The sequence below is a fragment of the Paenibacillus sp. 32352 genome (assembly GCF_002042965.1).
In the GTDB taxonomy this organism is placed as follows: domain Bacteria; phylum Bacillota; class Bacilli; order Paenibacillales; family NBRC-103111; genus Paenibacillus_S; species Paenibacillus_S vulneris.
The window spans coordinates 175679-189504 of record NZ_MZNT01000009.1 but is presented as its reverse complement, the minus strand read 5'-3'; the positions used below and the strand labels follow the sequence as shown (position 1 = coordinate 189504).

Genomic DNA, 13826 nt, shown 5'->3' with positions numbered 1-13826 from the left:
GACATTCAGAGGTATATATGATGCAGCATTTACAGCTTCGAAGCAGCTTGTTCTCCTCACTTGAGGGAGAGATCCCTTTTGCCGTTTATACCGTCGGTGCCGATGAACAGAAGCCTATGAACCGCTGGGAAGGCTTCTCTGCCAGTCAGCTGCTGCTGTCCTTCTCGGGGACAGGCCTCTTTCGCTTGACAGGTGAGGACAAATGGGACACTGTACCACCCCGTACGTTGCTATACATCCCTGCCGGGCTCCCTCATGAGTACCGGCCGCAGGATGCCGAGCCTTGGCTCGTGGGCTATGTTACGTTCATGGAAAGAGCGTCCGGTCCGTTGTCTCATTGGGGGTTCGGTTCCACATTTTCCCGTATGCAGCTTCAGGAAATAACCCGCTTGGACGAGCTGCTCTATGCGATTTGGAGCCACTCCGGACCGGACTATGATCCTTGGCAATCCGCGGAGCTGCTCTTCTCCTTTTGCCTTGAGGTCAAAAAGCAGGCAGCCGCGGCAGGAAACCCTCCAAGTACAAGCCTGCCCAAACCGATGCGGTATCGTAATGCGGTCGTCCACACGGCTACCCGCTTCTTGCAGGATCATCTGCAGCGGAATCTGGGGATGGCTGAGCTCTCCGCTCATGTCGGCTATTCTTCTAAGCAGCTTACTCGATTGTTTCAAGAAACGCTGGGAACGACACCGCTTCAATATTTGCAAAAGCTGCGTCTCCAGACGGCAGCCCAGCTGCTGGAGCAGAATCCGAACATGACCGTTCAGCAGGCAGCCATGCATGTCGGGATGGAGGCCGTTTATTTCACCCGTCTATTCCGCCGGTTGTTCGGCGTCACTCCTACCCAGCACCGGGAGCATAAAAGCTTGCCAGCTCAGCTTCAAAATAAAACAACCCTTAAAAAGGAATAATTCCATTTTCAAGGGTTGTTCCGTGACTCGGCTTACTTGGCCAAAGTGCCCTGCAGCTTGGCCGAATCGAAGTTCGGGTCTGCTTTGGCCTGCGTGTCTCCGGAAGCTTTCGCTTTGTCCAGAGCCGCATTATATCGCGTATTCAAATCTTTAATCACTTGATCCAGGTCTCCGCCTTGAATCATATATTTCGTCAGCGCATCCGATTTCTTCATTCCTTCGACCTTGCTTTCAATAATCAGCGTAGGGGCCGCAGGATAGAGAGCGTCATATTTCGTAGGGTTAAAGCCCTCTATGCCTGGAATATTGGCTTTCTTGGCCGTAGCAGTAATATGCGGCAGAATGGATACACCGAAGCCGTTCTCCTGGTAACCGGATTGAACCTCGTCGCTGTACATGTACTCAAGGAATCTCCAAGCTTTTTCCTTATTCTCGGAATCCTTGCTGATGGACAAATACGCGCCCCCGTTAACCAGCGAAGCGCCCTTCACCGTACCGTCAATGGTCGGAACCTGTGCGGCAGCCCATTTGATTTGGGCAGGGAATTGGCTCTTGTATACAGCCGGCTCCGCCGAGTGGTTAATGTACATACCGATCTTGCCTTGAGCGAATTGCGCGCGCAGCGGATCGATATCCAGCCCTTCCGAACCTGGCAGCATGCTGCCGTCAACCTTCATTTGGCGCAAAGCTTCCGCAATTTCTTTATAAGCGCCGAAATCAAATTGTCCTGTCTTCAGATTGTATCCTTCAACAACTCCTGTACCGCTCAACGTTGCAATCGGATAAGCGACGCGGTCGATAGCCGAGGTATTCTTGAAGTTGCCCGCGAATCCGTAAGCTCCGATGCCTTTGCCCGCTTCCGTAAGCTTCTTGGAGACTTCAACTAGTTCCTTCAGTGTTTTTGGCGGTTCTTTAATGCCCGCTTTCTCGAACAGATCGACGTTATAAATTAAACGCCAAATCTGGCCTACGTTAGGCAGACTGTAAATCTTGCCTTCATACAGGTTCTTTTCCTCGATTAACGTGCCGGAGAACTTCTTCTTCATATCCTCGCTCATATAAGGATCCAGCGGCGTCAAGAAGCCTTTCTTTACCCAAGGCACCACTTTGTTAAAGTCAACACGCAAAATGTCAGGCGCCTGCTTGCTGGCAAAAGCGATATCTACGGACTGGTCGTAATTATCGGCCATCACCGTCATCTCAACTTCTACGTTATCCTTGTTCGTTTCATTGTATTTCGCAATCACTTGTTTAATATAGTCGGCATCGGAACGGTCATTGGTCCAATAGGTCAGCTTGGTTTTGCCTCCGGTTTTGGCGCCTCCGTTCGTTGCAGAAGAACTGTCCGGCTGAGTCGAGCAAGCGCTTAGCGATACTGCCAGCAGCATGCTTAAGGCCGGTACGTACACTTTCTTATTCATCTAAAATCCTCCCCCATGCAGGTTAAAGTCAGGTTTGCTTGTTTATTATAGTTCATTCCGAACGAACCGCAGGAAGGACAAATCAACTATCCATAGAGGATGAAATCGCTTTTTTTCCATCGAGTGGAAGCCATATCGTAACAACAGTGCGTTCCATGGGTTCACTGGCAAGCTTCAGTCTCGCCTCGGAGCCGTAATACAGCTGAAGCCGGCTGTACACATTGGATAATGCATAGGATGACCTTGCCGTGCCGGGAGAGGTAAGCTGACTATAGACCTCCCCTGCATCCATTCCGCACCCGTTATCCTCTACACTTAGCTTCAGATAGTCGCCTTCCTGCTCAATACAGATATAAATAAACCCGCCCTGCTCCATCTGCTGAAAGCCGTGCAGAATACTGTTCTCCACCAGGGGCTGTAAAAGAATTTTGATCATAGGCAGCCGGGCCAGCTCCGGATTCTTCAGCTCGATAATATAAGTAAACAGACCCTCGTAGCATTTTTGCTGAATATCCAGGTACTGTCTGACATGCTCCAATTCCTTCTCCAATGTCGTCATTTCATTTCCATTGTTTAACCCAAGCTGGAACAGCTTCGAGAGAGAAATAATCATTTCCCTTACATCCTGCTGCTCGGCCGTTTCGGACTTCCAGAGAATCGTATTTAACGTGTTGTATAGAAAATGCGGATCAATCTGGGCTTGAAGCGCCTTAACTTCGGATTTCCTCTTCTCCTGCTCCGACAGCTTCACCTCTTCGATCAAGGCCGCCAGCTGCGTCAGCATCCGGTTAAAGCTATGGCCGACCTTGGTGACCTCATCATTGAACTGGCTCTCGAAACGAACGTCCAATGTATTATCCCGCTCCACCTTATGCATCAGTCCCTGCAGCTTGTACAAAGGCCTGAGCAGCCGTTCGGACAGCACATTGGAGAACACAAACGCGATCACTACGCACACGCCCATAATCAGCACAATCCACCATTTGATTAACGTGATTTGGCTTAGCAGCTCCGACTTCGACTGCAGGCTGATCAGCGTCCAATCTTCGACCAGCCGCAGACGTGAATAGTTGACCAGCAGCTTATTATGCGGTTGACCCATCGTATATTCAAAATGCCCCACCTTCTGGTCCGCCAGCAGCTTTAAGAAACCGGGGTCATTTCTTAGAGAAGAGGAGGCTGCAGTCATCGGTACGGCCTCCCGCCCCTCGCTGCCTAGCAAGAGAAACTCCGCTCCCTTGCTGTTAAAATTTTGGTAAATGTCCTGCTTAATGTCCTCTTCCTTCACATTGATCACAATATACACATCCGAGCCCGAGCCCTCGGTAAACGGCTTGAGCAGCAAGGAGATGACGCGGCTGCGCCCCGTGAACAGGGTATCCTCATGTCCTTCCATCCAGACAGCAGGGCTGCTGCGCTCTTCTAACAGGTTGTACATTGAAGTGCTCTTGAACGGAATCTGCGTATTACGCACCGCATTGGTAGGGTAGAAGTCTCCGATGGGCGTGCTGATCAGTACAGACTCAATCGATGACTCGTTCAGCTTGATTTGCGTGAAGGGAGACTGCAGCGCGGATAAATGCTGGTAATAGCTATCCACGTTACGCATGGCGGAATCCTCCATCATCCGCTTGAACGGCTCGCTGATCATTATCGTCGAAGACGATACCACAATATGCCTCAGCCGTTCATCGAGCACTTGAGCGGATTTGTTCAATGTGTTCTGACTCAGCTGAAACGCATTATTTTCCGTTACCTTGGAGGCAATGTAGTACGACATGATCCCCGTAGCCGCGATGCACAGCACCGTTAAGAAAATACAGGTAATCCAAATTCTTCTCTTCAAGGATGAGCGATAAAAAAAACGATTCATCTCTTAGCTTCACCGCCTGCTGTATGAAAATCAAAATCGATAAGTCCCCGATCATTCCGTAACTATTCGTTCTCTTCATGATTTCCTGTCTAAACGAAAATAACTCTAGCCTGAGCTAGAGTGAATCTGTTTAGAAACCTATAGAGCTTGAACTATTGCCAATATACTCCGATGGGACATGCCCCTCCAGCCGCTATTGAAACCCGTGAAAGGTGATTCTATTTAGCGGTATTTTCACGGGTTTCAAAGGCGGACGTAAACTCCTCCGAGGCATACCCCACCTCCATATGTAGCATAGTTCTCGCAAAACAGGTTTTCTCAACAATCTAACCTAGCCTGAGCTAGAGGTTATTTTCGTTTAGAAATCATTTATCCTTTTAAGGAGCCGGCCGTCACCTGCATGAACGATTTGTTCGCGAAAATATAGACGACAAGCATCGGTACGATCGAAATGCACGCCCCGGCCAACATCAGCTGCAATTCGGCGGCTGCGCCGACGCCATATTTCAGGTTCGTCAGTCCGACCGTCAAGGTCTGCAGCTTCGGATTGCTCATGGTAAATACGAAAGGAAGAATATATTCGTTCCAGGCATTCCGGAAAGTGAATAACGCCGTTACGCCAATGGCTGGTTTAAGCAACGGCAGTATAATTCGCCAGTATACCGTGTAATAATTGCATCCGTCAATATAAGCGGCCTCGTCCAGATCTTTAGGTATCCCTTTGAAAAAGCCGATCAGCATGAAAAAGGCAGTCGCATGAGCACTTATGAGTATCAGAATAACTCCCCAGAGCGATTGATTCAAGTGCAGTGCGACCATCAAGTCGAACTGAGGGCGCAAAACTACCGCGCCGATTGAGATAAACATGGTGCTCGCCTGCAGCGCTACGTACGCTTTTTTCCCCGGGAAATTTCCGCGGTCAACAGAATAGGCGGCCATGGAAGTTACCAGCAGAGTCCCGACGGTAGCGGCTGCACTGACGAACACGCTGTTCCAGGTAAACAGGGCGAAGTTCGCCTTTTTCCAAGCCTCGATGTAGTTGGAAAAATGCCATTTCTCAGGAAGCAGCGTCGCTCCAACCGTCACTTCCATGTTCGTTTTGAAAGAACCCAGAATAGCCACCACTACCGGGAACAAAGTCATGATCGCGAGGGCAAGCAAAAATACCCATAAAATCGTGAAAGAGATGTATTTGTACAATCGTAATTGCCGTTTCGTTTGGTTAGCGGCATTTAAACCGCCGGGTGCAGATACATTCGTATTCATCGGTTGATTCCCCTCTCTCCTGAAGAATGATTAGTACATCTTGTTAAGTCTGCGGGAGGCAGCAAAGTACACCAGGGTGATGATGCCTACAATAACCGCCGTTACAAAGCCTACGGCACTCCCGTAACCAATCTGTTGTACGTTCGCATTCGTCGTGGAAACCGGGAAGAAGAGCTTATACACATACAGGAACATGACTTCCGTCTTGCCGAAAGGACCGCCTTCCGTCAAGACCATAATGTTCTCGTAGCCTTTCAGAGAAACCGTGATGACGAGCATCATAATCATTTGCAGGATAGGGCCGAGCATCGGAACGGTAATAAACCAAAATTTTTGCACCGTATTGGCTCCATCGATGGAGGCTGCTTCATACAGATCGTCCGGAATATTTTGCAGACCTGCGATAAACAGAAGCATATAGTTCCCGACCGCCCCCCAAATGGCAATAATAATGACGGTGAGCATGGCATGGTCAGGGCCTAGCCACTCAATCGGCTTGGAGATGATGCCAAGCTTCATTAAATATTGGTTCAGAATCCCGTTGTACGAATTAAATACAATCCCGAAAACAACGGACATGACCGATGCGCTGATGATCGTCGGCATGAAATAAATGGCCCGCAGCAGCTGCCTGCCCTTCAGCGCCTGATTCAGAATGACCGCCAAAATCAGGGATAAGGGGACCGTGACCACAATTTTGCCTGCGGCATACAGGAACGTATTGTACACTGACTGCCAGAACTGATCGTCCTTCATGACGCGGGTAAAGTTATCTATACCGATAAAATTCGGGACACCGTAACCCTGATAATCGTAGAACATAAACCGGAACGCCCACAGTATCGGATAAATACCGAGAACCAGCGTGAGCACCAGACTAGGTATAATGAACACATAGGAATTGAAATAGCTTAATGACCTCTTAGACACGCGTGATCCTCTCCTTATGAACTTTCTTCCTCTTAACTATAAGAGAAACATTGCAGGCTCAAGGAGAGAGAAACTCACTTTTGAGAGGGGATAATGCAACTGTGATCGTCCGCCCCATGCATCGCAAGGTCCATATGACTTACTTGGGAAGGCCATACAGCTGCTTGAACTCCGACGGCGTCATGCCGGTATGCCTTTTGAACAGCTCGGTAAAATACGGTCTGTCCTCGTAGCCGAGCGCAAGGGAAATTTCCTGCACCTGCATGCCCTGCGACAGCAGCTCCTTCGCCCGCTCCATCCGTTCCATCGTAACGAACTGTGTAACCGTCATCCCGGTCACCTTCTTGAACAGGTTGGAAAAATAGCTGGCGCTCAAATACACCATTTTGGCATATTCCCCGACTGTAAGGTTCAAGTCCAGATGCTCCCGGATGTACGCAATCACTTCATCTACCTGCTGGCTCGCCTCTTTGCTCTGCTGCCTGCGGATTTTTTGGCAGCCTACCCGGCACAGCCGTTTAAGCTGCTCCTGCAGCTCACCAAGGTTGATGGAAGGGTCGTTCTTCATATCCAGCATCAGGGCTTCCATCTCGGCCATTTCTTCAGGCGGCACTTTCTCAGCCAGCACCCTGTTAATCAGAAAGGTCAGCTCAAAATACACCGATTTCATCGATTCCGGATTCGGAGGAGTTGACATCGACATCGCTTGGCTCTCCTGAAAAAACTCCTCCAGGCTTTGCAGAGCCTTCTGCTCGTTGCCCAAACGGATGCAATACAGCAGCTCTTTTTCTTTTTCCGTAGAATACCTCGGAGACAATCCATTATGCTCGGGAACGTTGCTGAAGCTGTAGACGCTGTCGCCCCCCGTATAAAAGTTGTACGACAGAGCGGTTATGGCCTGTTGATACGAATGCGCGATTTCATGAATTTCCTGAACCTCGCTGCCTAATCCGATAGAGACGGTTTCGCGGGTGTAGCGGCTAATATGCTCCCGGCATTTTTCCGCTATAACTTCCATTTTCTCAGTGGGTGAAGGGTTCAAAATCGCCGCAAACTGATGCACATCCTCCCGGAACACCAGCCCCGTCGTATAGGTAGCGATCGTTTCCTCCATTATATTTTGAATGGCAAAGCGGATTAGCTCCACCTCACTCACCGGGAGGGACTGGCTCCGCTCTGTGAAATGATCAATCTCCACGAGCATGACGGTAAAATGCTGCTTCGCAATCGGGATCTGCAAAAAATCCCATCGTTTGCTTGCGCTAATCGGGCTTGTCGGGTAACGCATCAGCAATCGAAAATACTCCTGGCGAAGCAGCGGCATGCTCTCGCGAACCTTACTTTCCATGTCCTTCATCCGTTCGAGCTCGGAAAGCTCCGTCTCCAGCGCTTTCTTGGCTTTCAAGACGACCTCCAATATTTGTGAAGGGGTAAACGGCTTCTGAATGAAATCAAATGCCCCTAACCGGATCGCTTGCTGGGCATAGTCAAAATCGGTATAACCGCTCAAAAAAATAATTTTGGTCAAATCCCCTTGCTTAACGACCGAGCGGGTCATTTCCAACCCATCCAGCTTCGGCATGCGAATATCGGATAAGATCAAATGGGGCTTCGTTGTTCGGATCAGCTCAATCCCCTTTTCTCCATTCGAGGCCGTGCCGACAATCTGAATTCCATGCTCCTCCCAAGGAATATGATGAACAATGCCGTTCACAATGGTTTTAATATCATCAATAACGCACATGCGCAGTAATGGTTCCAAAGCCGTAAGACACCTCTCTTATACGCCAAGACACATTGAATTTACTTTCAGTTTATCCATATGGATGACATTATAATGAACCTCCTCTCCTTTTTACAGCCGGTAATTTCACTCTTGTCCAGGGACAAAGCAATGGTTTTTCCAATGTTCTAACGCTGCCTTGCGGACAGGAATAGTGAAATTCAAACCGTCATGGTAGAATAGGGGGGCATGGGACAAATAGCAATCGAAACCTATGGAGGCACTTTAGCATGAATAAACGCTATCGTATTACAAGAACCTTGCAGGACAACAACCCATCGGAGTCAACCATTACCTTGGAAGAGTGCAAGCAGTACTTTTCATCCAAGCCTGATTTTGCCTATACATCCGTGTTTACGGTGAAGGGCACCACCAGCATGTCCATTGAGGGCGACTTTTTCATGTGGAGCTATGGCGATGCGAAGATTCCTTTCCGTCATTATCAAGGGGACCTTTATGTATCCGGGACCAATGAAGCCGTGATCCCCACAATGATGGAGGTTGCAAGCGATTTGAGGGCAGATATAGTGGAAGAATAGTGCGGGAGCGATTAAGACGCTCTTCTTGCTAACAGGTCAATCAGGGGTTCTGGTTGGCCTGTTTTGTTAACTGGCATTGTTAACAAATGTTCAATAGCCCTATAGTTCACTCCATCCCCTAAAAAAGCAGCATTGCACCAATAATATTCCTTGACAGGAATATTCCCTTTGCGGTATATTTAATTCATAAGAAGTCGATCCTAATAAAAAAGGAGATGGGATATTCCGGCAGACCATCATGTAACGAGGTGAACGACATGTCAGGTAAACATCCGGACATGAACATGAAGACGCTGAGCGCTTTAGCCGAGCCGAATCGGATGGACATCGTCGAGCTGCTGCGAGACGGTCCCCTGACCGTTGGAGAAATCGCCGACCGGCTGGGACTCCGCCAGCCCCAAGCCTCGAAGCATTTGAAGGTGCTTAGCGAGAGCGGGATTTTGGAGGTGAAGGCCGAAGCCAATCGCCGGATCTACAAGCTGCGGCCTGAGCCCTTCCAAGCTTTGGATTCTTGGGTGGACTCTTTCCGACGCGTCATGGAAGAAAGATTCGATAATCTGGATAACTACTTGCGTGAACTGCAAAGCAAGGAACAATCATTAAAGCATTCAAATCATGAGGAGGAATGACCATGTCAAGCAACGCAATGGTTTCGAGGGTGGAAAATGATACGGTGCTGGTACTGGAGCGTGTTTTCGACGCGCCGCGCGATCTCGTGTTCAAAATGTTTAAAGAGCCGGAGCATCTTAAGCACTGGTGGGGACCTAGAGGCTGGGAGGTTCCGGTATGCCGCATCGATTTCCGTCCCGGGGGCGTATGGCACTACTGTATGAAGTGTGTCGATCAGAACCAGGGGCAATTTTATGGTATGGAATCATGGGGCAAAGCAGTGTACAAGGAAATTGTCGAGCCGGAGAGAATCGTCTACACGGATTATTTCTCCGATGCAGAAGGCAATTCGAACGATTCTATGCCGTCGACCAAGGTCGTATTGGAATTTATCGATTTGGGCGGTAAGACGAAGCTGGTCAATCGTGGTGAATATGTGTCTGCGGAAGCGCTCAAGACCGTTATGGATATGGGCATGCTGCAGGGCATCACCGAAACTTGGGATCGTCTGGAAGAGCGTCTGAACGAGGTTAAGTAAAACATTGCCGCCTGGCTCCGAGAGCCGGCGGCTTTTTTGATGCCTGATACGGGGAACGGCTATCGCCGTCAGATTGCTTTATCCATAGTAATCAATGTGTCAATCATCTTTTTCGCATAGCCAGTACATAAGTAGGTATCTCGAATTTACCCTGAGGGGGAAACTTTCATCCATCCCATGCGTCTAAACACGTGGAAGGGAGTGGTAATTTTGACAAAAATAAATGGATTTCAGCGATTCTGCTCCATCATCATCGCAATATTCATTACTTGTTTAACCATATACACGGCAGAAGCTCAAGCCGATACGAGTGTAAATGAACAGCCGGGAAAGCTTACACTGCTTGCTGACACCCCTGTTTATAATGGGGCCTCAACAAACGACGGGCCGGTCGGAATTATATCAGCCTTCCAGTCGGTTCAGGTAGTTAAAACAAGCAATGCTCTCCCGGAATCACCTAATCAGCTGGAAAATAACCGGTATATTGTAAAAACATGGCTTGGCGAGAAATGGCTGCAAAACGGGCCAGCGGTCATCAAAGAAAAATATTATGCAGTCCAGATGGATGTCACGTTGAAGGATATTGAGGACATTTATGACTTACCTGGGGACATTGAACGAACCGTGGGAACACTTTCCCCACAGACAGTAAGAGTGCTCGGTGAACTTTATACTTGCAGTGACGAAACTCTTGGCAGTGTCCAACCGGAATCAGAACGCTGCAGGCCATGGTATCGCGTAGTAACCTATTTAGGAGAAAAGTGGATTCACCCGGCTAGAGCTATTGAACATTACGAGGATAAAGAGGCTGCAGCTCACCTCACCGCTTCAGAAGCGAACTACCGGGATAAATTCCGTTCATCAGGTATGAAAGAGTTTGAGCCTCTTTTCACCAAATTGTCCCTGGAGCCTGTTTCACTCCACACCGAAAACGATATAGAGCGGCTTGAAGTGCGAAGGCTCTATCGCCACAGAGACATGTTAAATTACGATGAGATCGAAGCGTTAAAAAACGCCATATTCAATGAAATCGGAGGTTCCTTCCCTCTCTCCATCACCACCTTCACTATTTCACACCAGGCGGATGTTGAGGGGAATATTATGTCAATCGATCATTCAAGGAAACGTATTCTTGTTATTAATTACAATAAAAGAACTGGATTGATAAATCCTACTCCTGAGGCGAGTTGGTTTAGTGTTGCCGGCGATTCGAACATTCATAGAAAGGGGCAGGATTCAAAGCTCCGCTTCGATGACCTTACCATTGGCCAGACCGTAGAAGTTTGGAAAGCGAGGTTTAGCTTAATGAGTTATCCTGGGCAGACCACCGCCTATGAAATAGCTATCGCTGGAGAAAACAAACCAAGTGAAGAAGGTATTCCGCTAAGCACCATACTTGATTTTGATGTGACCCGCATCGATAAAATTGAACTGGAATTTAAACAAGGAAAGCGGATCACCCTTCAAGAACCCGACATCATCCAGGCCATATCCGAACGATTACAACGCATCCGCTTGGATCTAACCGATCAATACCAGGGACAGGATGAGGATTCATACACCATGACGTTGTATCAGGGGGGGCAGGAAAGCCTCTTATTCCAGCGATCTGCTCCTTCTAATGCTTTCATACAAGCAAACCCCTTTAACCATCGAGTTGGATGAATTTATCCTTAAGCTCTTACCGAAGAATAAGCTGCCAGCAGATAATCGATGATCTCGTTCTGCCCGGTAGGCGACCAGCTCATGCCGATCCAATTCGGAGTGAAATGAACCTGATGATTCCGAACGGCCTTCATCGTACTCCATTCTTCACCAGCCAGCATGGCCGCAAAATTAGCTTCGTCCTTCGGCCCCACGTGATGCTTGTAGATCATCAGGTGGTCGGTCTCGAAAGGCGGCATATTCTCCATCGAATACTCCTTGCTCCGTTCATGCTGCGGGACACAGCTCCCCGGCTTCAGCCCAAGCTCCTTATACAGCAAATGATTCAAGGGATGATCGGTCATGCCGTACACGCGGAATTTGCCGTAATAAAAGCGCATGACCGATAGCGTCTCATTCCCGAGCCGTTGAGACAGCACTTTTTTGGCATAATTCACTTTAAGCTCCATCTGATCGAAATTATGTCTGGCTTCCTTCTCCCGGCCTACAAGCTCCGCTATTCTCCAATGATGTTGGCGCCAATCCATCGTAAAATCCAGACAAATCGTCGGGGCAATATCCTTTAGACGATCGTAGAAGGGCAGATGCCGATAATCGGATAAAATAATATCCGGCTGGGCTTCCCGTAAAGCATCCAGCTGTACCTGGACAAATCTTCGATGCTCCTCCGGGCTCAGCTGCTCAATGGTATAGCCGTTCATTTCATATAAGGCCTCAGTCCCCAAGGTGCGAAGATTTTCCCTATATCTATAGCAGGATGCCACTCCCACTCTCAATTGCTTGCGTTTCATATAAACGGTGGGAGATAGACCGATCGTCCTTTTGAACATGCGGCTAAAATAAAATTCATTTCCGAAGCCGACGGATTCGGCAACCTCCTGAATGGAGCAATCCTGCTTCAAAAGCTCCTTAGAGCTCTCAATCCGAATCTGGTTCAAATATTGAACCGGTGTGATCCCTTTGGCTTTTTTGAAGCTCCTGGAGTAGGAGGTCCTGGTTAAACCGGCTATATCCGCTAACGTATCCAGCTTAATTTTCTCGGAGTAATGCTTGTACATATACCCGATGCTTTCGTCGATGCCATTGCTCGATGGCTCTGTCCCTTCCTGCTCAGGCAGCTCCTGAAGAAGCTCTTGAACAAGTCTTTGAAAAAGCTGATGAGCCTCTAAGGAAGCGGTTTTGGACCCGGACTTGCTGAGAGCGTACAGCTGCTCGACTTGTTGAATCCATCCTTTGGCGTGCTGGAAAGGCAGCCTGCCGGTTGGCAAAAGGTCTATAGTGCCGTTCGAATCTTGGCATGACCATTCGCCTTTTTGCCTGGTAACAGTCACTGGCCGCAGCATTAACAAATAGTAATCCGCATAATCGGACTCCAGCATTACCTCAATTTCCATGGAGGGCTTCAAATAAAACAGTTGGTTGGGACCTAGGGGAATCATTTGATTTTGTATTCGTACCATCCCTTTCCCGCCGGTTACTACGCACAATAGGTCAGCAGGAATTGCCGGAAATTGCGGCGTATGGTACTTGGGATAGCGGCGCTTATGTATGGAGGAGAGGAAAACAAGAGGATATTGGCATTTCAGCATCTGCATTTCACCTTCCCCAACAGCATTGAGAATCATTATCATTACTTTGTAGTATAGATGGTTTTTTCACTGTTGGGAAGGGTTATTCCGCTGCATTCTTTATTTAACTATGCTCTACGATAGTCAATCGCTCTTCAGCCGCAGTACGAGGTCTTGCCGGTGGAATGATCTCCGGGTACCCGACATGAAGCACGCCTACAATCTTCTCTCCCGGCCGGATGCCGATCGCTGTCCTGAAATCAGGGTCATAGCTGTAATGGTTGGTTTTCCAAACGACGCCAAGCCCCTGCTCCCAAGCTGCAAGCTGGAAGTTCTGAATCAGGCTGCAGACAGCGGCATAGTCCTCCTCCCATACTTTTTGCCGGGGATCCTCTTGCATGACGATCACAAGATGGGCCGGTACCCGCAGGAAGTAGTCCATCTTCTTATTGCCGTACTTCTCCCGCTCCTCTGCCGAATAGGTCTGTACCATTGCCTGAGCAAGCCTGGCTCTCCCTTCTCCCTGAAACAGGATGAATCTCCAAGGCTCCCGGTATTCATGATTCGGGGCCCAAACCGCCACATTCAGAAGCTCCGTCAACAGCTCGGTCGGGACCGCATCGCTTTTAAATAATCTGACCGTTCTTCTTTGTTTGATCAATTCGGCCACACTTCCTGCCGGCTTCGTATCTGTTCTTGTCATACAACAATCCTCCCTGTTCT

Annotated in this window: 12 protein-coding genes; 5 read left to right on the top strand and 7 right to left on the bottom strand. The window is 48.7% G+C overall.

Annotation, left to right across the window (positions count from 1 at the left end; translation table 11 throughout):
• Positions 1-17: 17 nt before the first annotated feature.
• Complete coding sequence (locus B1728_RS21300) at positions 18-911, top strand: AraC family transcriptional regulator (RefSeq protein ID WP_256865449.1); 894 nt, start codon at positions 18-20, stop codon at positions 909-911.
• Positions 912-943: 32 nt separating this feature from the next.
• On the opposite strand, the gene B1728_RS21295 is transcribed toward B1728_RS21300, so the two are convergent.
• The 5 genes from B1728_RS21295 to B1728_RS21275 form a co-directional block, all read right to left on the bottom strand.
• Positions 944-2332, bottom strand: a complete 1389-nt coding sequence (locus B1728_RS21295) for an ABC transporter substrate-binding protein (protein WP_079912415.1) — start codon at positions 2330-2332, stop codon at positions 944-946.
• 82 nt (positions 2333-2414) lie between these two features.
• Positions 2415-4205, bottom strand: coding sequence for a sensor histidine kinase (locus tag B1728_RS21290; RefSeq protein ID WP_079912414.1), 1791 nt, complete (start codon positions 4203-4205; stop codon positions 2415-2417).
• A 369-nt stretch (positions 4206-4574) separates the two neighbouring features.
• Entirely contained in the window at positions 4575-5471 is an 897-nt protein-coding gene (locus tag B1728_RS21285; RefSeq protein ID WP_079912413.1) for a carbohydrate ABC transporter permease, read from the bottom strand.
• Between the two features lie 30 nt (positions 5472-5501).
• Positions 5502-6401 carry a carbohydrate ABC transporter permease gene (locus B1728_RS21280; protein WP_256865448.1) on the bottom strand — a complete coding sequence of 300 codons (900 nt, stop codon included), beginning with the start codon at positions 6399-6401 and terminating at the stop codon, positions 5502-5504.
• Positions 6402-6540: 139 nt separating this feature from the next.
• The gene (locus tag B1728_RS21275) at positions 6541-8163 is read right to left on the bottom strand and encodes a response regulator (RefSeq protein WP_144027949.1); all 1623 of its coding nucleotides are present in this window, start codon (positions 8161-8163) and stop codon (positions 6541-6543) included.
• 251 nt (positions 8164-8414) lie between these two features.
• Here B1728_RS21275 and B1728_RS21270 point away from each other — a divergent pair, with 251 nt between their 5' ends.
• From B1728_RS21270 to B1728_RS21255, 4 genes are all read left to right on the top strand, one after another.
• Positions 8415-8723, top strand: coding sequence for a hypothetical protein (locus B1728_RS21270; RefSeq protein ID WP_079912411.1), 309 nt, complete (start codon positions 8415-8417; stop codon positions 8721-8723).
• Positions 8724-8980: 257 nt separating this feature from the next.
• The gene (locus B1728_RS21265) at positions 8981-9352 is read left to right on the top strand and encodes an ArsR/SmtB family transcription factor (RefSeq protein WP_079912410.1); all 372 of its coding nucleotides are present in this window, start codon (positions 8981-8983) and stop codon (positions 9350-9352) included.
• Between the two features lie 2 nt (positions 9353-9354).
• On the top strand, positions 9355-9870 hold the full coding sequence (locus tag B1728_RS21260) for an SRPBCC domain-containing protein (RefSeq protein WP_079912409.1): 516 nt from the start codon (positions 9355-9357) through the stop codon (positions 9868-9870).
• 210 nt (positions 9871-10080) lie between these two features.
• On the top strand, positions 10081-11535 hold the full coding sequence (locus B1728_RS21255; RefSeq protein ID WP_144027948.1) for a DUF3221 domain-containing protein: 1455 nt from the start codon (positions 10081-10083) through the stop codon (positions 11533-11535).
• Positions 11536-11543: 8 nt separating this feature from the next.
• On the opposite strand, the gene B1728_RS21250 is transcribed toward B1728_RS21255, so the two are convergent.
• A complete protein-coding gene (locus B1728_RS21250; protein WP_179136124.1) occupies positions 11544-13130 on the bottom strand; it encodes an AraC family transcriptional regulator in 1587 nt (528 codons plus the stop codon).
• Between the two features lie 97 nt (positions 13131-13227).
• A complete protein-coding gene (locus B1728_RS21245) occupies positions 13228-13806 on the bottom strand; it encodes a nitroreductase family protein (protein ID WP_079912406.1) in 579 nt (192 codons plus the stop codon).
• Positions 13807-13826: the final 20 nt, after the last annotated feature.